This window comes from Gordonia sp. (in: high G+C Gram-positive bacteria), from assembly GCF_049647785.1.
Classification (GTDB): domain Bacteria; phylum Actinomycetota; class Actinomycetes; order Mycobacteriales; family Mycobacteriaceae; genus Gordonia.
In genome coordinates this window covers 1-24,423 of sequence record NZ_JBARYI010000073.1, presented here as the reverse complement: position 1 = coordinate 24,423, position 24,423 = coordinate 1, and the positions used below count along the sequence as shown (strand labels likewise).

Annotated in this window: 24 protein-coding genes; 22 read left to right on the top strand and 2 right to left on the bottom strand. The window is 63.1% G+C overall.

Going from position 1 to position 24,423, the window contains the following annotated elements; all coding sequences use genetic code 11:
- The first annotated feature begins 9 nt into the window (after positions 1–9).
- From lysA to rho, 5 genes are all read left to right on the top strand, one after another.
- Positions 10–1,431 carry a diaminopimelate decarboxylase gene (gene lysA / locus WBA38_RS11350; protein ID WP_424294613.1) on the top strand — a complete coding sequence of 474 codons (1,422 nt, stop codon included), beginning with the start codon at positions 10–12 and terminating at the stop codon, positions 1,429–1,431.
- The gene (locus WBA38_RS11345) at positions 1,428–2,735 is read left to right on the top strand and encodes a homoserine dehydrogenase (protein ID WP_424294612.1); all 1,308 of its coding nucleotides are present in this window, start codon (positions 1,428–1,430) and stop codon (positions 2,733–2,735) included. Before lysA ends, WBA38_RS11345 begins: the two co-directional genes overlap by 4 nt.
- The gene (gene thrC, locus WBA38_RS11340) at positions 2,728–3,813 is read left to right on the top strand and encodes a threonine synthase (protein ID WP_424294611.1); all 1,086 of its coding nucleotides are present in this window, start codon (positions 2,728–2,730) and stop codon (positions 3,811–3,813) included. The genes WBA38_RS11345 and thrC overlap by 8 nt, the downstream gene beginning before the upstream one ends.
- A 15-nt stretch (positions 3,814–3,828) precedes the next feature.
- Positions 3,829–4,788, top strand: a complete 960-nt coding sequence (gene thrB, locus WBA38_RS11335; RefSeq protein ID WP_424294610.1) for a homoserine kinase — start codon at positions 3,829–3,831, stop codon at positions 4,786–4,788.
- A 213-nt stretch (positions 4,789–5,001) separates the two neighbouring features.
- Positions 5,002–6,936, top strand: coding sequence for a transcription termination factor Rho (gene rho / locus WBA38_RS11330; protein ID WP_424322727.1), 1,935 nt, complete (start codon positions 5,002–5,004; stop codon positions 6,934–6,936).
- A gap of 85 nt (positions 6,937–7,021) precedes the next feature.
- Here the strand turns inward: rho and WBA38_RS11325 are convergent, their stop codons facing one another.
- The gene (locus WBA38_RS11325; protein ID WP_424294609.1) at positions 7,022–8,206 is read right to left on the bottom strand and encodes a diflavin oxidoreductase; all 1,185 of its coding nucleotides are present in this window, start codon (positions 8,204–8,206) and stop codon (positions 7,022–7,024) included.
- Between the two features lie 273 nt (positions 8,207–8,479).
- Between WBA38_RS11325 and rpmE the strand changes: the two genes are divergently transcribed.
- The 16 genes from rpmE to WBA38_RS11245 all read left to right on the top strand — a co-directional run bounded on the left by rpmE (position 8,480) and on the right by WBA38_RS11245 (position 22,473).
- Positions 8,480–8,692, top strand: a complete 213-nt coding sequence (gene rpmE, locus WBA38_RS11320) for a 50S ribosomal protein L31 (RefSeq protein WP_424294608.1) — start codon at positions 8,480–8,482, stop codon at positions 8,690–8,692.
- A gap of 148 nt (positions 8,693–8,840) precedes the next feature.
- Entirely contained in the window at positions 8,841–9,914 is a 1,074-nt protein-coding gene (gene prfA, locus WBA38_RS11315; RefSeq protein WP_424294607.1) for a peptide chain release factor 1, read from the top strand.
- The gene (gene prmC, locus WBA38_RS11310) at positions 9,911–10,849 is read left to right on the top strand and encodes a peptide chain release factor N(5)-glutamine methyltransferase (protein WP_424294606.1); all 939 of its coding nucleotides are present in this window, start codon (positions 9,911–9,913) and stop codon (positions 10,847–10,849) included. Before prfA ends, prmC begins: the two co-directional genes overlap by 4 nt.
- Positions 10,846–11,508: an L-threonylcarbamoyladenylate synthase gene (locus WBA38_RS11305; protein ID WP_424294605.1), complete on the top strand. Its 663-nt coding sequence runs from the start codon at positions 10,846–10,848 to the stop codon at positions 11,506–11,508. Before prmC ends, WBA38_RS11305 begins: the two co-directional genes overlap by 4 nt.
- The gene (gene glyA, locus WBA38_RS11300) at positions 11,505–12,770 is read left to right on the top strand and encodes a serine hydroxymethyltransferase (RefSeq protein WP_424294604.1); all 1,266 of its coding nucleotides are present in this window, start codon (positions 11,505–11,507) and stop codon (positions 12,768–12,770) included. Before WBA38_RS11305 ends, glyA begins: the two co-directional genes overlap by 4 nt.
- 5 nt (positions 12,771–12,775) lie before the next feature.
- The gene (locus WBA38_RS11295; protein WP_424294623.1) at positions 12,776–13,933 is read left to right on the top strand and encodes a glycosyltransferase family 4 protein; all 1,158 of its coding nucleotides are present in this window, start codon (positions 12,776–12,778) and stop codon (positions 13,931–13,933) included.
- A 26-nt stretch (positions 13,934–13,959) separates the two neighbouring features.
- Complete coding sequence (locus WBA38_RS11290) at positions 13,960–14,460, top strand: hypothetical protein (protein ID WP_424294603.1); 501 nt, start codon at positions 13,960–13,962, stop codon at positions 14,458–14,460.
- 307 nt (positions 14,461–14,767) lie between these two features.
- The gene (gene atpB / locus WBA38_RS11285) at positions 14,768–15,508 is read left to right on the top strand and encodes a F0F1 ATP synthase subunit A (protein WP_424322726.1); all 741 of its coding nucleotides are present in this window, start codon (positions 14,768–14,770) and stop codon (positions 15,506–15,508) included.
- Positions 15,509–15,605: 97 nt separating this feature from the next.
- Positions 15,606–15,848, top strand: a complete 243-nt coding sequence (locus tag WBA38_RS11280; RefSeq protein WP_424294602.1) for an ATP synthase F0 subunit C — start codon at positions 15,606–15,608, stop codon at positions 15,846–15,848.
- An 11-nt stretch (positions 15,849–15,859) separates the two neighbouring features.
- The gene (locus WBA38_RS11275; protein ID WP_424294601.1) at positions 15,860–16,420 is read left to right on the top strand and encodes a F0F1 ATP synthase subunit B; all 561 of its coding nucleotides are present in this window, start codon (positions 15,860–15,862) and stop codon (positions 16,418–16,420) included.
- Positions 16,421–16,544: 124 nt separating this feature from the next.
- A complete protein-coding gene (locus WBA38_RS11270) occupies positions 16,545–17,366 on the top strand; it encodes a F0F1 ATP synthase subunit delta (RefSeq protein WP_424294600.1) in 822 nt (273 codons plus the stop codon).
- A 62-nt stretch (positions 17,367–17,428) separates the two neighbouring features.
- Complete coding sequence (gene atpA, locus WBA38_RS11265) at positions 17,429–19,063, top strand: F0F1 ATP synthase subunit alpha (protein ID WP_424294599.1); 1,635 nt, start codon at positions 17,429–17,431, stop codon at positions 19,061–19,063.
- A gap of 1 nt (position 19,064) precedes the next feature.
- On the top strand, positions 19,065–20,018 hold the full coding sequence (locus WBA38_RS11260) for a F0F1 ATP synthase subunit gamma (RefSeq protein ID WP_424294598.1): 954 nt from the start codon (positions 19,065–19,067) through the stop codon (positions 20,016–20,018).
- A gap of 38 nt (positions 20,019–20,056) precedes the next feature.
- Positions 20,057–21,505, top strand: a complete 1,449-nt coding sequence (gene atpD, locus WBA38_RS11255) for a F0F1 ATP synthase subunit beta (RefSeq protein ID WP_424322721.1) — start codon at positions 20,057–20,059, stop codon at positions 21,503–21,505.
- 9 nt (positions 21,506–21,514) lie between these two features.
- Positions 21,515–21,892, top strand: coding sequence for a F0F1 ATP synthase subunit epsilon (locus WBA38_RS11250; RefSeq protein ID WP_424322720.1), 378 nt, complete (start codon positions 21,515–21,517; stop codon positions 21,890–21,892).
- 134 nt (positions 21,893–22,026) lie between these two features.
- Positions 22,027–22,473, top strand: coding sequence for a DUF2550 domain-containing protein (locus WBA38_RS11245; RefSeq protein WP_424296261.1), 447 nt, complete (start codon positions 22,027–22,029; stop codon positions 22,471–22,473).
- Between the two features lie 22 nt (positions 22,474–22,495).
- Here WBA38_RS11245 and WBA38_RS11240 read toward each other — a convergent pair whose 3' ends face one another.
- Positions 22,496–23,092: a cob(I)yrinic acid a,c-diamide adenosyltransferase gene (locus WBA38_RS11240; RefSeq protein ID WP_424296259.1), complete on the bottom strand. Its 597-nt coding sequence runs from the start codon at positions 23,090–23,092 to the stop codon at positions 22,496–22,498.
- A gap of 38 nt (positions 23,093–23,130) precedes the next feature.
- Between WBA38_RS11240 and murA the strand changes: the two genes are divergently transcribed.
- On the top strand, positions 23,131–24,393 hold the full coding sequence (murA, locus tag WBA38_RS11235) for a UDP-N-acetylglucosamine 1-carboxyvinyltransferase (RefSeq protein WP_424296257.1): 1,263 nt from the start codon (positions 23,131–23,133) through the stop codon (positions 24,391–24,393).
- Positions 24,394–24,423: the final 30 nt, after the last annotated feature.

The following is a 24,423-nucleotide window of genomic DNA, read 5'->3' as shown; positions in this document are numbered from 1 at the left end:
GCGTATGTGATGGCACACCCCGCAGGCCCTCGGCATGCCGAGATCCTTGCCGCCCCGCATCTGGCGGAGCGGCCCAATCAGCCCGAAGAGCTGTCTCGAATTCCGGAGAAGGTATATCCGCGCGGAACTACCCGGAACGACGACGGCGTTGTCGTGATCGGCGGCGTCCCGGTCGATCAGCTCGCTGCCGAGTACCAAACACCGTTGTTCATCTACGACGAGGCGGACTTCCGTTCGCGGTGCGCCGACATGAAGAACGCGTTTGGCCCGTACGGTCGCGTGCATTACGCCTCCAAGGCCTTCTTGACGTCGCAGGTCGCGAAGTGGATTGAGTCCGAAGGGCTGTCGCTCGACGTGTGCTCCGGCGGCGAACTCGCGATCGCTTTGCACGCGGGGTTCCCGGCCGAACGCATCGCCTTGCACGGCAACAACAAAGCCGAAAACGAGCTGATTGCCGCCCTGGAAGCCGGTGTCGGTGACATCGTGCTCGACTCGATGATCGAGATTGAACGACTCAACCGTCTCGCCGGCGAGCGGGGCTTGGTCGCGGACGTGCTGGTGCGCGTCACACCGGGCGTTGAGGCGCACACGCACGAGTTCATCTCGACCGCACACGAGGACCAGAAGTTCGGTTTCGCTCTCGCCGGCGGCAAGGCGATGGACGCGGTCCGCGCCGTTTTCGCCACCGAGAACCTCCGACTCGTCGGTCTGCACAGCCATATCGGTTCGCAGATCTTTGAGATTGATGGGTTCGAGCTCGCCGCACGCCGGGTCCTCGGACTGCTGGCTGAAGTCGTCGAAGAGTTCGGCGTCGAGAAGACCCGTCAGCTTAAGATCCTCGACCTCGGCGGAGGACTGGGAATCTCGTACCTGGAGAGCGACGACCCGCCGCCGGTGAGCGTGCTCGCCGAAGCGCTCGCCGAGATTGTCCGCAAGGAGAGTGAGGCCCTCGACCTCCCCATGCCGACCATCGCTGTGGAACCTGGCCGCGGCATCGCCGGACCGGCCGGGGTCACCCTGTATCGCGTTGGAACGATCAAAGACGTCGCCCTCGACGGCAGCACCGTTCGACGCTACGTGTCGGTCGATGGCGGGATGAGCGACAACATTCGTACCGTGCTGTACGACGCCGAATATGACGTCCGGCTGGCTTCGCGAGTTTCGACGGCCAAAGCCGTGGTTTGCCGGGTGGTGGGCAAGCACTGCGAGAGCGGCGATATCGTTATCCGCGACTGCTGGCTGCCGGAAGACCTGGCACCGGGCGATCTGCTCGTGGTGGGTGCAACCGGCGCTTACTGCTATTCCATGTCGAGTCGCTACAACATGGTGCCGCGTGCAGCGGTTGCGACAGTGAACGACGGCCAGTCACGTCTCATGCTGAGGCGCGAAACGGTTGAGGACTTCTTAAGCCTGGAGATGGAGCCGCAATGAACGAATCATCGCGTCCGATCGGCGTAGCCGTATTGGGCATGGGCAATGTCGGCACCGAGGTTGTCCGGATTCTCAGCGAGAAGGCCGACGACCTGCGCGCCCGCGTGGGAGCACCGCTGCAATTGCGCGGCGTCGCCGTCCGCGACCTGAGTGTTGCCCGCGACGGCATCGATTCCGCCCTGCTGACCGACGATCCGGCCGAACTGATCAGCCGGGACGACGTCGACATGGTCGTTGAACTGATCGGCGGCATCGAGCCGGCCCGCAGTCTCATCTTGGCGGCGCTGGAGTCGGGGAAGTCGGTCGTCACCGCCAACAAGGCGCTGATTGCCGCACACTCCGGCGAACTGTCGAAGGCCGCCGAAGAGCATCGAGTTGACCTGTACTTCGAGGCCGCCGTCGCCGGGGCCATCCCAGTGATCCGCCCGCTGACGCAGTCGCTCGCGGGCGATTCGGTGAACCGCGTGGCGGGGATCGTCAACGGCACCACAAACTTCATTCTTTCTGAGATGGACGAGACTGGCGCAAGCTACGGCAAGGTGCTCGCCGAGGCGGGCCGCCTCGGTTACGCCGAAGCCGATCCGACTGCCGACGTTGAGGGCTACGACGCCGCATCGAAGGCGGCGATCCTGGCCTCGATCGCCTTCCATTCGCGCGTCACCGCGTCGGATGTGTACCGCGAAGGCATCACCAAGATCACCTCGAAGGATTTGGACGCGGCGAAGAAATTCGACTGCACCATCAAACTCCTGGCGATCTGCGAACGCATCCAGACGCCCGAGGGGGAAAAGATCTCGGCGCGCGTCTACCCGGCCCTCGTGCCGCTGGAGCATCCGCTTGCCACGGTCAACGGCGCATTCAACGCCGTGGCTGTGGAAGCCGAGAATGCTGGTCGCCTCATGTTCTACGGGCAGGGTGCCGGAGGCGCGCCCACCGCATCGGCTGTCCTTGGTGACCTGGTGATGGCTGCCCGCAACCGCGTCTACCACGGTCGCGGCCCGCTGGAGTCCACCTACGCATCGCTACCGATCGCATCGATCGACGAGGTGCCGACCCGCTACTACGTGTCGATGAAGGTCGCCGATAAGCCGGGTGTCCTGCAGCAGGTCGCGGGCGAGTTCTCCAAACGCGATGTCAGCATTGCCGCCGTCCGACAGGAAGGTGCAGGCGACAACGCCCGCCTGATTGTCGTTACTCATCGCGCATCCGACCGCGCACAGTCGGAAACAGTTGCTGCACTTGAACAGATGGACTCCGTACTGAAGGTGTCCAGCGTGCTCCGCTTGGAGGGAACCGATGACTAACACCCAGTACCACCCCGTTCACCGTGGATGGCCCGGCTTGATCGAGGCTTACCGCGATCGCATGCCGGTCCGCGACGGTTGGAAGATCGTCACCCTGCTTGAAGGTGCGACGCCGCTCGTGGCGGCCCCTGTGCTGTCGGAGATCACCGGCTGCGAGGTGTACCTGAAGGTTGAGGGCCTCAACCCGACCGGTTCGTTCAAGGACCGCGGCATGACGATGGCGGTCACCAATGCGGTGAACAACGGCAAGAAGGCCGTGTTGTGTGCGTCGACCGGCAACACCTCGGCCTCGGCTGCCGCCTACGCCACCCGCGCAGGCATCACCTGCGCTGTCCTCATTCCGGAGGGCAAGATCGCGATGGGCAAACTGGCCCAGGCCGTGATGCACGGCGCCAAGGTGATCCAGGTGCAGGGCAACTTCGACGACTGTCTGGAACTGGCCCGCAAGGTTACCTCCGACTACCCGGAGATCGAACTCGTCAACTCGGTCAACCCGGCGCGCATCGAGGGGCAGAAGACGGCGGCGTTTGAGATCGTTGACGTCCTCGGTAAGGCGCCCGACGTTCACGCGCTGCCGGTCGGCAACGCTGGCAACATCACCGCGTACTGGAAGGGCTACCGCGAGTACCACGCGGACGGCATCATCGATTCGCTGCCGCGCATGCTTGGCGTGCAGGCTGCCGGTGCCGCACCGCTGGTGAACGGTGCGCCGGTCAGCGACCCGGAGACGATCGCCACGGCTATCCGCATCGGCTCGCCGGCCAGTTGGAACCAGGCCGTCGCCGCCAAGGACGAGTCGGGCGGCATGTTCCGCGCGGCCACCGACGAGAAGATCCTCGAGGCGTACAAGCTGGTGGCAGGCCAGGAAGGCGTCTTCGTTGAGCCTGCGTCGGCAGCATCGGTTGCCGGGCTCCTCGCCTCGCACGAAGAAGGCTGGGTGAAGCCGGGTGAGACCGTCGTCTGCACCGTCACCGGCAATGGTTTGAAAGACCCCGATACCGCGCTTCTCGGCATGCCGAAGGTCGATGCAATCGAGGTCGACCCCGTTGCGGTTGCCACCGCGCTGGGCGTGAACTAACACGTGGAAGCGGCCATGACCTCACGCGCGAACATTGGCGCACCCAACGCGGAACATGTACTGCCGGTTGGGCTTTCGATTCGAGTGCGGGTACCTGCCTCGAGCGCTAACCTCGGCCCGGGTTTCGACTGCCTCGGTCTTGCCCTGTCGATCTACGACGAGGTCACCGTCACCGTCACCGACGGTGACGCCAATGGTGGCATCACGGTCGACGTGACCGGCGAAGCGGCGGGGCAGGTGCCGCTCGACGGCACCCACCTGGTGGCGCGCGCAGTTGTTTGCGGTCTGACGGCCGCAGGTGTTGCCGTTCCGGGGTTCCACCTGGAATGCGTCAACGCGATCCCGCATTCGCGCGGGCTGGGGTCATCGGCTGCCGCCGTGGTCGGTGGATTGGCCGCCGCGTCGGCGCTCGTCGAAGCTGGCGGTCGTGGGGGATTGACCGCCGAACAATTGGTTCAGCTCTCGAGTGAATTCGAGGGTCACCCCGATAATGCCGCCGCCTCCGTGTTGGGCTCGGCGGTCGTGACGTGGTCGAACGGTGCCAGCGAGTTCTTCGCGCGCCGCCTTGATGTCCACGCGTCGATTCTGGCGACCGTGTTTGTTCCAGACTTTGAGTCGTCGACCGAGGCCACGCGCGGTTTGCTTCCCGCCGAGGTTCCGCGCGCCGATGCGGTGTTCAACGTTTCCCGTGCCGCACTCGGCGTGGTGGCATTGACGATGGATCCGAGCACGCTGACTGATGCCACCCAGGACCGACTGCATCAGGATTACCGTGCTGAGGCGCTCCCGGACACGACCAGCTTGGTTCATTCGTTGCGGGATCTCGGGCATGCCGCTACCGTTTCGGGTGCTGGGCCGTCGGTACTGGTCCTGGGCACTAATCCGCTCGGCGCGATCGAGGCCGAATTGGCGAATAGCCTCGGATTCACCATGATTTCGGTAGAAATTGCCGATGGTGTCGAGGTCATTTCCTAACTTCGACGCCGCCCGGTGGTACGCTCATGATGCTTCCGCTAGATCTGACGGGCGTGTCTGATCTCCACCCGATTTCTCTGGCGAAGAAAACAATTTTGTTCCTCCGCTCATTCTGGGCGGGGGCCCCGGCATCTGAAACCGGGGAACGAAAGGAATTCCGTGACAGAAACGGATGTGCAGGCACCCAAGCGGGCCCGTACGGGACTTTCCGCGATGCTGCTTCCAGAACTTCGCTCGATGGCTGGCGATCTGGGTATCAAGGGCACCTCGGGGATGCGCAAGGGCGATCTGATCGATGTGATCCGAGCCCATCAACACGGTGGGAAGGCTGCGGGCAAGCCCGCAACCGCCAAGACCGAACCCGTACCGCAGCAGGCGAAGCAAGCCGACGCACCAAAGGCTGCAGCGTCGAAGGTCGAGGCCCCCAAGGCCGAAGCCCCGAAGACTGAGGCCCCCAAGGCTGCAGCTCCCAAGACTGAAGCCCCGAAGACTGAAGCCCCGAAGGCTGAAACTCGGAAGGCCGAGGCTCCCAAGACCGATGCGCCGAAGCAGCCCGAAAAGCATGCTGACCAGTCGCGCGACGATAAGCAGAGCCAGCAGCGCAACAACGAGCAGCGCAACAGCGAGCAGCGCAACAACGAGCAAGGCGGCGACGGCGAAGGCGGCGGACGTAACAACCGCAACCGCAACCGCAACAGGGACCGGGACCGCAACCAGGGCGAGAATCGGAATCAGGGTGAGAAGAACTCCGATTCCGGCGACCGCCAGAACCACCAGAACGACCGCCAGGGCAACCAGAACCAGGGCCAAAAGAACCAGGGTCAGGGCAATCAGGGCGGTCAGAACCAAAACCAGAACCGCGACCGCGATCGGGATGGCGATGATGACGGTGAAGGCGGCCGTCGTCGCGGACGTCGTTTCCGCGAGCGTCGTCGTGGACGTGACCGCGATGGCGGCGGCAATCCGAACGTAGGGGACACGCAGGTCAACGAGGGCGACGTCCTCGCGCCGGTCGCAGGCATCCTCGATGTCCTCGACAACTACGCATTCGTTCGTACTTCCGGTTACTTGGCCGGACCCAACGACGTCTATGTGTCGATGAACATGGTGCGCCGCAACGGCTTGCGTCGCGGCGACGCGCTCACCGGTGCGGTCAAGGTTCCGCGCGAGGGCGACAACCCGAACAATCAGCGCCAGAAGTTCAACCCGTTGGTCCGTCTCGACACGGTCAACGGTGGCGATGTCGAGGCAGCAAAGAATCGTCCCGACTTTGCGAAGCTGACGCCGCTATATCCGAACCAGCGCCTACGGTTGGAAACGACCGCTGAGCGACTGTCGACGCGCGTGATCGACTTGATCATGCCGATCGGTAAGGGGCAGCGTGCGCTGATCGTGTCGCCGCCGAAGGCCGGTAAGACGACGATCCTGCAGCACATCGCGAATGCGATCGCCACGAACAACCCCGAATGCCACCTGATGGTGGTCCTCATCGACGAGCGTCCCGAAGAAGTGACGGACATGCAGCGCTCGGTGAAGGGCGAGGTCATCGCCTCGACGTTCGACCGCCCGCCGACAGATCACACCAGCGTTGCCGAGCTCGCCATTGAGCGAGCAAAGCGGTTGGTCGAGGGCGGCCAGGACGTCGTTGTCCTGCTCGACTCGATCACGCGACTGGGCCGCGCCTACAACAATGCGTCGCCCGCTTCGGGTCGCATCCTCTCCGGTGGTGTCGACTCGCAGGCGCTGTACCCACCGAAGCGTTTCTTGGGTGCCGCTCGCAACATCGAAAATGGCGGATCGCTGACGATCATTGCTTCGGCGCTGGTCGAGACCGGTTCAACCGGCGACACGGTGATCTTCGAGGAGTTCAAGGGCACGGGTAACGCCGAGCTCAAGCTCGATCGCAAGATCTCCGAACGCCGCGTATTCCCGGCGGTCGATCTCAACCTGTCGAGTACCCGCAAGGACGAGTTGCTGCTGTCGCCGGACGAGTTCGCGATCGTCCACAAGCTCCGTCGCCTGCTGTCGGGTCTGGATTCTCAGGCTGCCATTGACTTGCTGGTGTCGCAGCTGAAGAAGACGCGCAGCAACGTCGAACTGCTGATGCAGGTGAGTAAGTCCGCCCCCGGTGGCCTCGACAACGACTGATCACAAACGCAAAAACGCCTATGCCGTTGTTAGGGCCCAGTATGTGGGCTCGAACAACGGCATAAGCGTTTTCGAAGCGAGTTAGCTAGTAAACGTCCCTGCGGTACTGGCCAGCCTCGCGCAGACGTTCGACCTCGGCGCGAGCGCCAGCTTCGTCAAAGTCGCCGTATTCGCGGATGATCGTCATCAGCGTCTGCTCGACGTCGTGCGCCATGCGATTGGCATCACCGCACACGTAGACGACGGCGCCGTCGCGGATCCAGCTGTAAAGTTCTTCGCCCTTGCCGTCCATGAGATGCGAGACGTACACCTTTTCTTCCTGCTCACGGGAGAAGGCGACGTCGAGGCGGAGATTGCCGTCGGCCTCCATCGCCCACATCTCATCGCGGTAGAGAAAATCCTGATCCTGCCGACGCGCACCGTGGAACAACCAATTGCGGCCGTTGCCTTCGTCATTGGACCGCTCGTACAAGAACGAGCGGAACGGTGCGATCCCGGTACCCGGACCCACCATGATGATGTCGGTGTCAGGTTCGGGGAGACGGAACGATTTGTTGGGCGTCACATAAATGCCAACCGTATCGCCGGGTTCGACGCGATCGGCGAGATACGTCGAAGCGGCACCGCCGCGGTCTCGGCCATTGCCCCACGCTTCGGTTGCCCGGTGACGGACAGTGGCGGGAGTGAGATGCAATGTGCCGCTATGCACCGACGGTGCCGACGAGATCGAATAGGTCCGAGCGGCAAGTGGCCGCAGTTCCGCGAGGAAAGCCTCGGGCGTCGGACTCCACGACGGATCCAGGTTGAGCAGGTCAAGGACATCACGTCCGCGCGACCACGCGTCCAATTCGGAACGGTCGGCGGCAAGGAGATCGGCGATTACGGTGACTCCGCGGGCCGTGGCCAGGTGCTCGAGCAAATAGGGCGACGTCGACGTGATCTCGAAACCATGGGTGAGAGCGTTAGTAAGCGTGCGCTCACCTTTGCGGTCTTCGATGATCGTTTCGCCGGGCACACCGAGTCGCTCGATGATCGCGGCCACCAATGCGGGCTCGTTGGCGGGCGTCACGTTGACGGCGTCGCCCGGCTCGTACTCCAGGCCGGAACCGTCGATGTCGAGGACGAGGTGGCGAACTTCCTTCTCGCTTTCGACCGCGGTCAGGAGATTGTTCGCAACGACAGTGGCGGGGTAGGGGTTACGACGGGACCAGCGAGGCCGCTTGGCCGCACGAGTAGCAGTGCGTTCACGTGTCGGGTTCGCTGTCGTCATGTCGTCCTATCGCTCCCCAGTCGCTTGAGATCGGTCGGTGATTCCACAGGTCTGAGGAAACGCCGCATCCAGGGTAAGCCCTGAAAGTGCCAGTTCAGGAGTACCTAGGCACGAAAAGAGACCTGTTTCACTGTCTGCGCGGCGGGGTTTTGAGGCAGGGGATTGGTACGCCCAGCCGGATCTGTGGAATAATTCGTCGGTCAGTCCGGTTCCGGTTCACACCACTGCAAAAAGTTCAGCGGTGACCCGGCGACCCCCATGAAGGGACATCAAATGAAGCAGGGAATCCACCCCGACTACGAGTTGACCAACGTCACTTGTGGTTGCGGCAACGAGTTCGTCACCAAGAGCACCGCCAAGGGCGGCCAGATCACGGTGGAAGTTTGCTCGAACTGCCACCCGTTCTACACCGGCAAGCAGAAGATTCTGGATACCGGCGGCCGCGTCGCACGCTTCGAGAAGCGTTACGGCAAGCGCGAAAAGTAGCTCACATCAGGCGCCCGACTGGAGATCAGTACCTTCGATCTCAGGTCGGGCGCCTGTTTGTATTTTCCGGTGCTTCCAAAGTCCGAAGCGCTGGCCCGTCACATATCGTTCATTGCAGTAACTTCATCGCGACTAAGGAGACCCCACAGTGAGTACGCAGGGACCGTCCGCCATCGACGACATCCTCGCCGAACACGCTGGGCTCCAGGATCAACTGTCCGACCCCGCCCTCCACAACGATCCCGCTAACGCTCGCCGCGTCGGCAAGCGGTTCGCCGAGTTGGCACCCATCATGACGACCTACACCAAGTTGACGTCCGCTCAGGACGACCTTGAGGCCGCCCGCGAACTCGCCGAGGTCGATTCCGCGTTCGCTGAGGAAGTACCGGGTTTGGAGGCGACGGTTGCCGAACTCGACGCCGCGCTGACCGACCTCCTGGCACCTCGCGATCCCCACGACGCCGACGATGTTGTCGTGGAAGTGAAGTCCGGTGCCGGTGGCGAAGAGTCGGCCTTGTTCGCCGCCGATCTGGTCCGCATGTACCTGAAGTACTGCGAGAAGCACGGATGGAAAGCGACGGTCCTCGGTGTCACCGAGTCTGACTTGGGCGGTTACAAGGACGCGACACTCTCGATTAAGGCGCGCGAGCCATCGCGCGACGGCGTGTGGTCGCGGCTGAAATTTGAGGGCGGCGTGCACCGAGTGCAGCGGGTCCCCGTCACCGAATCGCAGGGGCGCATCCACACGTCCGCCGCGGGTGTGCTGATTTACCCCGAGCCCGATGAGATCGAAGAAATTCACATTGACGAGTCAGACTTGCGGATTGATGTGTACCGCAGCTCGGGTAAGGGCGGCCAGGGAGTCAACACCACCGACTCCGCTGTCCGCATCACGCACTTGCCGACCAATATTGTGGTGACCTGCCAGAACGAACGCTCGCAAATTCAGAACAAGGCGCGAGCCATGCAGGTCCTGATGGCGCGTTTGAAAGCGGCAGCCGAAGAAGAAGCTGACGCCGAAGCCGCGGCCGGCCGTCAGGCGCAGATCCGCACCGTCGACCGCTCCGAGCGCATCCGCACTTACAACTTCCCGGAGAACCGTATTAGCGATCACCGGATCGGTTACAAGGCGAACAATTTGGACGCGGTGCTCAACGGCGAGATGGATGCGCTGCTCGATGCGCTCGTCGAGGCCGACAAGCAGGCGCGCCTTCAACAGTGATCGACGGCGAGCGCCTAAGCGCCGACGCCCTCCGTCGTGCCACTGCGGCTCGCCTGGCCGCCGCCGGTGTGGAGTCGGCTGGCGCAGATGCCGCCGAGCTCATCGCTCAGTTGCTTGAAGTTGAACCGGGCAGACTGTTGCTGATCGACGACGTGACTGCGGAGCAACGGGAGCGGATCGAAGCCGCCGTTCAGCGTCGACTGCAGCGAATTCCGTTGCAGCACATTACTACTCGGGCCTTTTTCGCGGGTTTGGCGTTGACCGTCGGTCCGGGTGTATTTGTGCCTCGACCGGAAACCGAACTCATCGTCGAATGGGCCGTGAAGCAACTCCAGCGGATGCGACAGGGATCGGCCACACCTGGCCCGATCCGCGTAGTCGACCTGTGTGCCGGTAGCGGAGCACTCGGTCTGGCGATCGCCCGATTGGTCCCCGAGACCGAGGTGATCTCGGTGGAACTGTCCGATACCGCCGCAGACTACCTGCAACGCAATATCGACGAGCTGGGGTTGGCCGCTCGAGTCCGGCTCGTCCGGGCCGATGTCAGCGACGCCGCGACGATGGCCCCGCTGCTGGCCGACGCCGACCTCGTGGTCAGCAACCCGCCGTATGTCCCCGCGGCAGCGGAAGTCTCGCCCGAGGTGGCTCATGACCCGCCCGAGGCCGTGTTCTCCGGAGATACCGGCATGGACCTCATCCACGCGATGGCACCAATCCTGGCTGGCGCGCTGCGTCCAGGTACCCCCGTCGCGATCGAGCACGACGACACCACAGCGCAACAGGTTTGCGACACCCTTGTCGCCACCAGAAGATTTGCCGAGGTCGTCGCGCACGACGACCTCGCGGGACGACCCCGATTCGTCACTGCCGTCCACAGGGCAGAGGCCGACCCTGCGCACCGCGGGGCAGTCGGCGTGGGAAGATGGGACGCGTGAGCGCAGTGTTCGATTGCAGTGACCAGAATGAGCGAGAAGCCGGTATCCGCGCGGCCGAAGGTGCCGCGCGCGCAGGGCGGTTGGTCGTGATGCCTACAGACACGGTTTACGGCATCGGATGCGATGCGTTCGACAGCGAAGCAGTTTCGGCACTTCTGGCGGCCAAGGGCCGCGGTCGTGACATGCCGGTGCCGGTTCTCGTTGGCTCCTGGCATACGGTCGACGGCCTTGTCCGCTCGATGTCTCCGCAGGCGCGCGAACTCGTTCAGGCCTTTTGGCCGGGCGGTTTGAGCCTCGTGGTTGAACAGGCGCCGTCGTTGGCGTGGGACTTGGGGGACACCTCGGGCAGTGTCATGATTCGGATGCCGTTGCACCCGGTGGCGATCGAGTTGCTGCGCGAGGTGGGACCAATGGCGGTGTCGAGCGCCAATATTTCCGGGCAGCCGCCAGCCGCCAGCGCGCAGCAGGCGCGCGATCAACTCGGCGATCAAGTGGCCGTCTACCTGGACGGCGGACCATCCGGAGAAGCGGTCGCCTCGACGATCGTCGACCTGACGGGGCCCACGCCGAAGATCCTTCGCGAGGGTGCCATCACCGCTGAGGACCTGGCCGAAGTACTCGATATGGACCCAGCGGAGTTGCGAGGCACCGTCTCGTGAGCGACCTCAATCCCGCAGATGCACTCTTAGCGTCCGACCCGGTGATCGCCGGCCTGATCGAGGCCGAAGCTGATCGACGACGAGGCAGCCTGCAGATGCTCGCGGCCGAGTCGACCGCGTCGCCAGCGGTGCGGGCCACGGTCGGATCGATTCTCGCCGACAAGTACGCCGAGGGATACCCCGGACACCGCTATCACGGTGGTGCCGAAGTGGTTGACGAGATCGAGGAGCTCGCCATCGAGCGGGCCCGTCAACTCTTTGGTGCCGAGTACGTCAACGTGCAACCGCTGTCTTGGGCACTGGCCAATTTCTCCGTCTACGCCGCTTTTTCACAACCGGGCGATCAAGTCCTCTCGTTGAGTTTGAAGCACGGTGGCCATCAGTCGCATGGTTCGCGGGCTAACCTGTCGGGCCGGTGGTTCTCGGTTCTGAACTACGAGGTCCGCCCCGAAACCGAGCAGATCGACTATGACCAGATCCGTGAACTGGCGTTGCTGCACCGTCCCCGGGTGTTGGTTGCCGGTGGCACGTCGTACTCGCGGAGCTGGGACTTTGCGGCAATGCGCATGATTGCCGACGAGGCCGACTGCATTTTGTGGGTCGACGCAGCTCACCTGGCGGGGCTCGTCGCTGGTGGCGTCATGGCTTCGCCCGTGCCACACGCAGACGTGGTCACCGTGGCCACGAACAAGGTGATGCGCGGGCCGCGTGGCGGACTGCTGCTGTCTCGGGGGGAGCACGCCGAGGCGTTATCGCGAGCGGTTTACCCCTTCATGCAGGGTGCCCCTGCCATGCATTCGATCGCGGCCAAAGCTGTCGCGTTCGGTGAATGCCTTCGGCCGGAGTACGCCACCTACGCGCGGACCGTCGCCGATGATGCCTCCAGTTTGGCGACTGAACTCGCCAGCCGCGGGCTCCGAGTGGTTTCCGGTGGCACCGACACCCACATTGGAGTGGTCGATGTTTCGTCATTGGGGATCAGCGGCCGCGAGGCAGCCCGCCGCCTCGCGGCATGCCGAATCATCGTCGACAAAGCCGTTCTGCCCTTCGACGAAGCTCCGCTGACGGAAGGTTCCGCGATCCGGTTCGGGAGTGCGGTGATGGCCGACGACGGGCTGCTGCCGTCCGATATGGCGACGGTGGCCGAGCTGATGGTCGCCGCCATGCGCACAGATCCAGACGATGTGGCCACTCAGGCCCGCATTTCCGCCGCCGTCGCCTCTCTCGACCTGACCGGTGAAAAGCCGGTCGGGGAGCGGTAGCGGTGCTGCTTAACGTCGCACTGGAGTCATCCGGCGGGGGGACCGGTGTGCCGTTACGAGAGCTCACTCTTGTTGGGCTCACCGCTGCGGGCATCACCTTTTTCCTGACCTCCCTGGTGCGTGTCCAGGCGGTGCGCTTCGGCGCCGTCGCCGTGCCACGACAACGCGACGTTCACGTAATCCCGACGCCCCGTCTCGGTGGTGTCGGAATGTACATCGGCATCGTGTGCGCCATCGGCCTCGCCGCCCAGCTACCTGCCCTCAATAGGGGTTTCTCGTACACCAACGACATGTGGGCCGTCCTCGCGTCTGGCCTGGTGATCGTGCTGGTCGGCATCGTCGACGATCGGTGGGGACTTGATGCGCTGACCAAGTTCGTCGGCCAACTGACCGCTGCGGGCGTCCTGGTGATTATGGGCGTCAGTTGGTACTTGCTGTACGTTCCGTTCGCCGACATCGGCACGGTGGTCCTGGACCCCCTGCAAGCGGGGCTTCTGACCGTGGCCATCACCGTCACCACCATCAACGCCATCAATTTTGTCGACGGCCTCGACGGTCTCGCCGCCGGGCTGGGGTTAATTGCCTCACTAGCCATCTGCATGTTCTCGCTCGGTCTGCTGCACGATCAGGGCGGCGACGTCAGCTACTACCCACCGGCCTTGATCACCGTGGCTTTGGCCGGGGCGTGCTTGGGCTTTCTGCCGCACAACTTCTCGCCAGCGCGCATCTTCATGGGCGATTCAGGTGCCATGTTGATCGGTTTGATGCTTGCTGCGGCGGCAACGAGTGCATCGGGTCGCGTGGCACGCAGTGCCTACGGCCCCGCCGATATGTTTACGCTGCTGTCGCCATTGATCCTGGTCGCGGCGGTAATGTTCATCCCGATGCTCGACATGATTATGGCCGTCGTTCGCCGTACCCGTTCCGGCGTCGGTTTCTACACTCCGGACAAAATGCACCTGCACCACCGACTCCTCGAGTTGGGTCATTCGCAGCGTCGCGTGGCGCTGCTGATCTACCTGTGGGTGGGTGTCTTGGCGTTTTCGGTGGCCGCCGCGACGATCCTTCCGGCGAGCGTCGTGCTGCCGCTATTTGTCGGCGGCCTACTGGTTGCGCTGGCCGCGACTTTTGCTCCCCGTATTCGTCGCCGGTTCGCCCGATAGGCGCATCGCTAGCTAACGTTGTTCTCGTGTCGACCAATGACGAGAACGAACTCCCCGAATCGCCTGACCCTGCCGACAGCGGAGTCGATCAGGCCTCACTTGACGCTGCCGACGATCCGGCAGCACCGCTTCGTGCCGGCCTGGCATACGGCCTAAAAGGGCTCGGCATTCTGATCGTCGCGGGACTGCTGATTTGGTGGCCGTGGAAGGGCATACCGGGGCTGTGGGGAGTACTTGTCGGCGCTGGCATCGGTGGCGGATTCATCCTTGTCACGGTGATCACCATCCTGCTCACGTCGAAGGCCAGTCCGACGATCGTCATGGGCTCGCTGATGGGCGGATTCCTGGTGAAAGTGATCATTGTGATTGGTGTGACTGCCACGATCAAAGATATGGACTTCTACAACAAGGGTGCGCTGGTCAGCATGCTGCTTGGGGCGATCGTCCTGGTTCTCGGTGGCGAGCTGTACGGCGTGCTCAAGACCCAGCAGTCCTATGTGGTGCCCGAGTCTAGAGACGACAAGTAGTTGTGACTAGACTCACCAGGGGTCTCCTGACCTGCTACTACAAGTCATAGTAGAACCGATGGGGCCAAAAGATACTGAGCGAATCTCGCCCCGGATTGGTCGGCCACGCGTCTGACTTGCTAGTCTGCTCACCGCGGGATGATGCGCCGATGTGCAGTTCAATGCACCGGGCGTACCTCGCACACTGAACGATGGAACCCGCCGGCGGAAGTCAGCGCGGGCCCGAGAACGGGAGAGAACGCTGAGCGCCGTCACCCTCATTGCCGACGAGTTCCACAGCCCCACGTTGGACGACTTCTACCCACCGATGCTTTTCGGTGGCACGCAGGACGATCCGGCCTGGTGGGGCATGGATCGCCTGATGCTTATCCGGGTCGTGGTCGCCGTTCTCGTCGCAGCGTTCTTCGCGCTCGCTATGCGGAACCCGAAGATCATCCCCACCGGCATCCAGAATGTCGCCGAGAGCTTCCTCGACTGGGCGCGCATCAATATCGCCGAAGAAATTCTCGGCAAGGAAAATGGTCGGAAGTACTTCCCGATCATCGCTTCGATCTTCTTCGCGACGATCTTCCTGAACTTGACGTCAATTATTCCGTTCTTGAATATTTCGTCGAACGCCCGCATCGGTATGCCGATCGTGATGGCCGCCGTCGCCTACATCACCTACTGCTGGGTGGGTATCGCCAAGTTCGGCTTCTTCGGCTTCATCAAGTCGTCGATCGTGCTGCCCGGCGTGCCCCTTCCGGTGCACTTCCTGCTGATACCGATCGAGTTTGTCTCGACCTTCATCCTGCGTCCGTTCACGCTGACCGTCCGTCTTATGGCCAACATGCTTTCCGGCCACATCATGCTGGCGCTGTTCTTCGCCGCGACGCAGTACTTCATCATCGACCAGAGCGGCATCTGGACGCTCGCCGGAATCGGTGGCCTCCTCGCCGGTGTCGGCTTCACATTCTTCGAGTTGCTGGTCATTGCGCTGCAGGCCTACATCTTCGCGCTGCTGACCGCCGTGTACATCGACCAGTCGATCCACGCAGACTCGCACTAACCAAATTGAATACTTCGGTCGGCAAAGTGCCGCACCGTCACAAACTGACTCACTCGCCCGTCCGGGCGGGGAGCCACCAAGAAAGGGAATCGCAAAGATGAGCATCGCCCAGACTCTCGCTGCAGACTCAACCATCACGGGTGAGGGCTTCGGCGCCATCGGCTACGGCCTCGCAGCCATCGGCCCCGGCATCGGTGTTGGCATCGTGGCCGGCAAGGCCATCGAGGGCATCGCCCGCCAGCCCGAGCTCGCAGGCCAGATCCGTACCACCATGTTCCTTGGTATCGCACTCTCTGAGGCTCTGGCGCTGATCGGTATCGTCGCCGGCTTCATCTTCTGATAAGAGACAACATGACCAACACCAGTTTGATTCTCGCCGCTGGAGACAGCACCGAGAAAATCAATCCACTGATCCCGCCGGTGTACGACATCACGTGGTCTCTGGTGGCTTTCGCCGTGGTCCTGTTTGTCTTCTGGAAGTTTGTGCTTCCGATGTACAACAAGTCCCTCGAACAGCGTCACGACGCCATCGAAGGTGGCATTGCCCGCGCCGAGGCCGCACAGGCCGAAGCAGCACAGTCGTTGGCGGCTTACCGTGAACAGCTGGCAGGCGCTCGTGAAGAAGCCGCAGCCATCCGAGACGAAGCACGCACCCAGGGTGCTCAGATCGTCAAGGATATGAAGGCTCAGGCAACGGTCGAGAGCGATCGCATCATCGCCAACGGCAACACCCAGCTCGACGCTCAGCGTCAGCAGGTTGTTTCCGAGCTCCGCGGCGATCTCGGCAAACTGTCGGTCGACTTGGCCGAAAAGCTGGTCGGTGCCTCGCTGTCGGACGACGTCAAGAAGGCCGGAACCGTTGATCGGTTCCTCGCCGAGCTTGACGGCGTGTCGAGCGAGACCGCCAAGTAATCTCCGATGGACGCGAGGATGGTGCCGGTAGGCGAGCGGGCGGAAGATAATTCTGTCCCTCGCTCCGCCACATCTTCAGGCAAGCCGACACAGGCGATCGTGCCTAGACAAGGAATGTAGCTAGATGTACGCAGCGTCAAGCCGTGAAGCCCTCGAAGGGGCCCGCGTTGAGCTGGAAACCATCCTTCGTGGAGCCGCCGCATCGTCCGACGATGCGGTTACCGCTGGCACGGAGTTGCTCACGGTGTCCGACATCGTCAGCAACAACCGTTCGCTGCGCATCGCGCTCGCCGACTCAAGCACCGCAGCCGATGATCGTGCCGCGATTGCCAAAAAGGTCCTGACCGGCAAGGTCTCCGACACCACTGCAGCCGTCGTCGCCTCGACTGCGGCTCGGGCGTGGTCAAGCGATGCCGACCTGGTTGAAGGTCTCCAACAGCTGGGCCGCGAAGCCCTGCTGCAGGCGGCCAAGAACGAGGGCAAGGCGGATGCCGTCGAAGACGAGCTTTTCCGTCTCTCCCGCGTCATCAAGGGCGACAATGAACTGGAGCAGGCCCTCTCCGACCGAACCCGCACCGCCGACGATCGTCTCGCGCTTCTGCGCAAGCTGATCGCTGGCAAGGTGGAGCCGATCACCGAGCGTCTCGCCGCTAACGCGGTCGCGACGTCCGAGGAGCTTCCCGGAGACGCAATCGACGAGTTGTCGCAGTTGGCAGCAGCCAGCAACGGCCGCAAGGTCGCTTACGTCACCAGCGCAGGTGAGATGTCGAGCGAGCAGCGTAATGCTCTCGCCGCCAAGCTCACCGAGATCTACGCGTCACCCGTCACCTTGCACGTCGACATCGACCCCGAACTTCTGGGTGGCGTTGTGGTCCGTGTTGGAGACGAGCGCATCGACGGCAGCATCTCCGGCAAGCTCGCGACCATGCGTCGCGGCCTCCGGTAGCCACCATCGCTACCACCCCGATTCCCAAGACCGAAGAACAGAAAGCCAGGAAGAGCAGGAACATGGCGGAGTTGACCATCTCCTCCGATGAAATTCGGAGCGCGATCGCAAGTTACACCGAAGACGTGGGCAACCAGGCCTCGCGCGAAGAGATCGGAACCGTCTCGGACACCGGCGACGGTATCGCTCACGTCGCCGGCCTCCCGGGCGCAATGGCCAACGAGCTGCTGGAATTCCCCGGCGGCATCCGTGGCGTTGCTCTGAACCTCGACCTCGACGAGGTCGGCGCCGTCATCCTCGGTGACGCAGAGAACATCGCAGAGGGCCAGGAAGTCAAGCGCACCGGCAACGTGTTGTCAGTTCCGGTTGGCGACAAGTTCCTCGGCCGCGTCATCGATCCTCTCGGTGACCCGATCGACGGCCTCGGCGCCATCGAGTCCGAGGGCGACCGCGTCCTCGAACTGCAGGCAGCCTCGGTCCTCGAGCGTCAGCCCGTCGAGGAATCCCTCGCCACCGGCATCAAGGCCATCGACGCCATGACCGCCATCGGCCGCGGCCAGCGTCAGCTGATCATTGGCGACCGTAAGACCGGCAAGACCGCGGTCTGCATCGACGCCATCCTGAACCAGAAGGACAACTGGGCCACCGGCGACCCGGAGAAGCAGGTTCGCTGCATCTACGTCGCCGTCGGTCAGAAGGGTTCGACCATCGCGGGCGTCAAGACTGCCCTCGAAGAGGCTGGCGCGATGGAGTACACCACCATCGTCGCTGCCCCCGCATCGGACTCGGCCGGCTTCAAGTGGCTCGCACCGTACACCGGCTCGGCTCTCGGCCAGCACTGGATGTACCAGGGCAAGCACGTCCTCATCGTGTTTGATGACCTCTCCAAGCAGGCTGAGGCCTACCGCGCCATCTCGCTGCTGCTGCGTCGCCCGCCGGGCCGCGAAGCATACCCGGGTGACGTCTTCTACTTGCACTCGCGTCTGCTGGAGCGTTGCGCCAAGCTGTCCGACGAGCTCGGTGGCGGTTCGATGACCGGTCTGCCGATCATCGAGACGAAGGCCAACGACGTCTCGGCGTTCATCCCGACCAACGTCATCTCGATCACCGACGGCCAGGTCTTCCTGGAATCGGACCTCTTCAACAAGGGTGTTCGTCCCGCCATCAACGTCGGCATCTCGGTGTCGCGTGTCGGTGGTGCCGCACAGACCAAGGGCCTGAAGGACGTTTCGGGTTCGCTGCGTCTGGAACTGGCACAGTTCCGCGAGTTGGAAGCCTTCTCGGCTTTCGCTTCGGACCTGGACGCCGCTTCGAAGGCACAGCTCGAGCGCGGTGCGCGCTGGGTTGAGCTCCTCAAGCAGGACCAGTACAGCCCCGCATCGGTGGAAGACCAGATTGTTTCGCTGTACTTGTGTGGCGAAGGCTTCATGGACTCGGTTCCGGTTGCTGACATCCGTCGCTTCGAAGCTGAACTCCTGGGCGAACTGCACCACACCGCTTCGGGCGTCTACGGCAACATCGCCGGCGGCAAGAAGCTGTCCGCCGAGGACAAGGCTGCACTGGCCACCGCGACGAACAACTTCAAGGCTGGCTTCATCGCTGCCGACGGTTCGCGCGTCGTCGAGGTTGACGCTGACCCCTTGGCCGCCGAGGACGTTGAGCCCGAGACGATCCGAGTGACGAAGAAGCAGAAGTAACATGGCAACCATTCGGGAGCTGCGCTCGCGGATCAAGTCGATTGAATCGACTAAAAAGATCACGAAAGCGCAGGAGCTGATCGCGACTTCGCGGATCACCAAGGCACAGGCACGGGTGGCTGCCGCCCGTCCCTACGCCCAGGAGATCACGCGAGTCGTGACCACGCTCGCAAACGCATCGAGTTCGCTCGACAGTCCGTTGCTGACCGAGCGGGAGAATCCGCGCCGCGCCGCCATTCTGGTTGTTACCAGTGACAGCGGACAGTGTGGTGGCTACAACTCCAACGTGCTCAAGGAGACCGAGGAACTGCTCTCGCTCCTGCGCAGCGAAGGTAAAGAGCCGGTTGTGTACGTGATGGGCCGCAAGGGCATCGGGTACTACACCTTCCGTGACCGTCCGATCGCGTCCAGCTGGTCGGGCTTCTCACAGCAGCCGAAGTTCTCCGACAGTGCCGAGGCAGTCCGCCACCTGGTGGATTCGTTCCTCGCTGGTTCCGGTGCCAACGTCGACCTACCTAACGGTGGAGCAGTGGAAGGCGTGGACGAACTCCACGTCGTGTACACCCGCTTCGTGTCGATGCTGACCCAGAAGCCTGCCGTTCGCCGCATGGCACCTATCGACATCGAGTTCGAGGTCGAGCAGTTGGTCATGGGCGACGACATCCTGCAGGATCCGGCCAACGCCACGGTTTCGGCCGAGGTTGAGTTTGAGCCGGAAGCCAAGGAACTGCTCGACGCACTGCTGCCGAAGTACGTGGCATCGCGAATCTTCGCGGCGCTGCTCGAATCGGCCGCATCGGAGAACGCCGCACGTCGTACCGCCATGAAGGCGGCCACCGACAACGCGACGGAGCTCGAAAAGACCCTGTCCCGTCAGGCCAATGCGGCCCGTCAGGCGCAGATCACCCAGGAAATCAGCGAGATCGTTGGCGGCGTCGAAGCGCTGTCGAACTGATCGCTAACAGACACACCTGAAGGAAAGTGAAGTAACCAATGACTGCAGCAGTCACTGATACGAACGCGGGTGCCGCCACGGCGACCGCCGGTCGTGTCGCCCGGGTGATCGGCCCCGTCGTCGACGTCGAGTTCCCCCGCGGCGCCGTGCCCACCCTGTTCAACGCCCTGCACGCGGAGATCACTCTCCCGGCCGTCGCGAAGACCCTGACGCTTGAGGTTGCACAGCACCTCGGCGACAACGTCGTCCGCACGGTTTCGATGCAGCCCACCGACGGCCTTGTCCGCGGTGCCGCCGTCGTCGACACCGGCAAGCCGATTTCGGTTCCCGTCGGCGACGTCGTCAAGGGCCACGTCTTCAACGCGCTGGGCGACTGCCTGGATGCACCGGGCACCGGTCGCGATGGCGAGCAGTGGGGTATCCACCGCAAGCCTCCGGCCTTCGACCAGCTCGAAGGTAAGACCGAGATCCTCGAGACCGGTATTAAGGTCATCGACCTGCTGACCCCGTACGTCAAGGGCGGCAAGATTGGTCTGTTCGGTGGTGCCGGTGTCGGCAAGACCGTTCTGATCCAGGAAATGATCACCCGTATCGCTCGCGAGTTCTCGGGCACCTCGGTGTTCGCAGGCGTCGGTGAGCGTACCCGTGAGGGCACCGACCTCCACCTGGAAATGGAAGAGATGGGCGTCCTTCAGGACACCGCCCTGGTCTTCGGCCAGATGGATGAGCCCCCAGGCACGCGTATGCGCGTCGCTCTCTCGGCCCTCACCATGGCCGAGTACTTCCGCGACGTTCAGCACCAGGACGTGTTGCTCTTCATCGACAACATCTTCCGCTTCACGCAGGCCGGCTCCGAGGTCTCGACACTTCTGGGTCGTATGCCTTCGGCCGTGGGTTACCAGCCGACGCTGGCCGACGAGATGGGTGAGCTCCAGGAGCGCATCACGTCGACCAAGGGCCGCTCGATCACCTCACTGCAGGCGATCTACGTCCCCGCCGACGACTACACCGACCCGGCTCCGGCGACCACCTTCGCCCACTTGGATGCGACCACCGAGCTTTCGCGCCCGATCTCGCAGCTGGGTATCTACCCGGCCGTGGATCCGCTGACCTCGACCTCGCGCATCCTGGAAGCATCGATTGTCGGCGAGGAGCACTTCCGCGTCGCCAACGAGGTGAAGCGCATCCTGCAGAAGTACAAGGAACTGCAGGACATCATCGCCATCCTCGGTATGGACGAGCTCTCGGAAGAGGACAAGGTTACCGTCGGCCGCGCCCGTCGTATCCAGAAGTTCCTCGGCCAGAACTTCCTCGTTGCCGAGAAGTTCACCGGCCAGGTTGGTTCGGTTGTGCCGCTCGCCGACACCATCGACGCCTTCGACCGCGTCTGCAAGGGCGAGTTCGATCACTACCCGGAGCAGGCCTTCAACAGCTGCGGTGGACTCGACGACGTCGAGGCCGCAGCCAAGAAGATCCTCGGAAAGTAGTCGCTACTCATGGCTGACAAAACTTTCCGCCTCGAGGTGGTCTCGCCTGACTCGGAGTTGTACTCCGGTGAAGCGACGTTCCTCGTGGCTCAGACAACGGTCGGTGAGCTGGGCATCCTGGCAAGCCACGCACCGGTGCTGGCCGAGCTCGCGCCCGGCGGTGCCGTCGTGGTGACCGAAGCCAGCGGTGAGCGCACCGCATTCGCAGTGCAAGGTGGCTTTCTCTCGGTGACCGGTGAGTCGATCACCGTGCTTGCCGAGGCCGCCCAGTTCGTTTCCGAGATTGACGTCGCCGCTGAGCGCGCCATCCTGGAATCGGCCGAACCGGGCAGCCACAAGTACCTGGACGCTAAGTCTCGGGTACGCGCCGTGGAAGCGTTGAGCTAACACCAGCAAAGTAAGTTTGTGAGATTGACGACGACAGCCGTCCTGCAATGCAGGGCGGCTGTCGTCGTCCGCGAGGTCTCACAGGATCGGGCCAGCTAACCTGGTGTATACCTGCATGAGAGGAGGTTTCGGGTTTGCCATTCTGGATTTGGATCGTCGTCATCGTCGTGATTGGCGCGCTGCTCATTGCCGCGGGCGTCGTCTATCGCGTCTTAGAAGTGCGGAGCGCCGGAACTCCAGTGCTGATGCGTACGATTCCGGCCGACGCCGAACACGGTTGGCGTCACGGATCAGTGCACTACGGGGAAGACTCGCTGGCCTACTATCGCCTGCGGTCCTTGCGCCCAGGTCCCACCATCAAGATCTCTCGTCGACGCATTGAGGTGTTGGACCGTCGAAGCCCGGTCGGTACCGAACTGGAGATCATGGATCCGGACTTCCGGATCGTGGAGATCGCTGTTGGCCGCACGAGCACCAGCGACCGATACGAATTAGCGATGGGTCTCGAAGTGTCCACGGCGTTCCAGTCGTGGATCGAGGCCCGCCAGCCGCGTCGTGCACGACGTCGGCCGGCGGCCTAAATCAATCTCTGACGGACAATGGCTATTCGGGGCGGGTGCGGTTGGCACCCGGAACCCACTTCACATCCTCGACGCCTGCGCGGACATTGACGACGCGGCCGAGGATGAAGAGCAGATCCGACAGGCGGTTCAGGTACTTGGCTGGTGCAATCTCGGTGTCGTCGGGGTTGGCTTCAATGGCCGCCCACGCTGCGCGCTCGGCACGGCGGGTCACCGTCCGCGCCTGATGCAGCAAGATCGCCAGGGGAGTGCCGCCGGGGAGGATAAACGAGTCGAGCGGAGTGAGCTCCTCGCCGAACCGATCGCACCACGCTTCCAAGTTGTCGATGTAGCTGGTCTGAATACGCAGCGGCGGGTACTTCGGGTTCTCGGTGATCGGGGTGGCAAGGTCGGCACCGGCGTCAAAGAGGTCGTTCTGAACGATCTTCAATACTTCAGCAATGTCGGCTGGCACGTCGCCGCCAAGCACCAGGGCGGCACCGATGGCTGCATTCGCCTCATCACAGTCGGCGTAGGCGCCGACCCTTGTGTCGGTCTTGGGAACGCGCGAGAAATCGGAAAGACCTGTGGTCCCGTCATCGCCGGTTCGGGTGTAAATACGAGTGAGATGGACTGCCATGTCAGTCAACCTACGCGACTGGCGGCTAGGCTGTGTCCGTGAGTGATCGGTATTTGGTTACTGGTGGGGCTCGTCTGCAAGGCGAGGTGACCGTCGGTGGGGCCAAGAACAGTGTGTTGAAGCTGATGGCGGCCGCGCTATTGGCGGAAGGTCGTACCGTTTTAACGAATGCGCCCGAGATTGCGGACGTCCCCCTAATGGGCGACGTCTTGCGTGGTCTCGGGGCGAAGGTCGCGATCGAAGGCGACGTGGTGACGATCGACGTGCCAGCCGAACCGGAGTACCACGCAGACTTTGATGCAGTGAAGCAATTCCGTGCCTCCGTGTGCGTTCTGGGCCCATTGATGGCCCGCCGGCTGCGCGCGGTGGTCGCGCTGCCGGGCGGCGACGCCATCGGTTCGCGTCCCCTCGATATGCACCAGGCCGGGCTCCGCGCACTCGGTGCCCGCAGCACCATTGAGCACGGGTGTGTCGTCGCCGAGGCAGAAAAGCTGACCGGGGCGGCAATCAGCCTGGAATTCCCGTCTGTCGGCGCGACGGAAAACATTCTGATGGCTGCGGTCTTGGCCGACGGTGTCACCACGATCGACAACGCGGCCCGCGAACCGGAAATTGTCGATCTGTGCGAGATGCTCATCCAGATGGGTGCATTGATCGACGGCGCAGGTTCGCCGACGTTGACTGTTACCGGTGTCGACAAGTTGACGCCGACACGACATCACGTCGTCGGTGATCGCATTGTGGCGGGGACGTGGGGAGTTGCCGCAGCCATGACCCGAGGCGACATCCGCGTCCGCGGCGTCGACCCGGATCACTTGCGTCTGGTGTTGAAGAAGCTCGAAGACGCCGGTGCGCAGGTGGAGCGGTTCGATGACGGTTTCCGGGTGGTGCAAGAGGGACAGCCGATCGCGGTGAACACGGCGACCTTGCCGTATCCGGGATACCCGACTGACCTGCAGCCGATGGCCATTGGTTTAGCGACGGTGTCCGAGGGCATGTCGATGATTACCGAGAACGTTTTCGAGGCGCGGTTTCGCTTCGTCGAAGAAATGGTGCGGCTGGGCGCCGATGCGCGCACCGATGGCCACCACGCGGTGATCCGCGGCGTGACTCGCCTATCGAGCGCACCGGTGTGGTCGTCGGACATCCGCGCTGGCGTGGGTTTGGTCCTGGCCGGACTGGTCGCCGACGGTGTCACCGAGGTCCACGACGTCGAGCACATCGACCGCGGCTACCCGAACTTCGAAGAGCAGCTGACCGCACTCGGCGGCAAAATCGAACGGGCCTCCGCCCCGGCCTAGCCCCACCCCTCCTAGCGTTCTCGCATGATG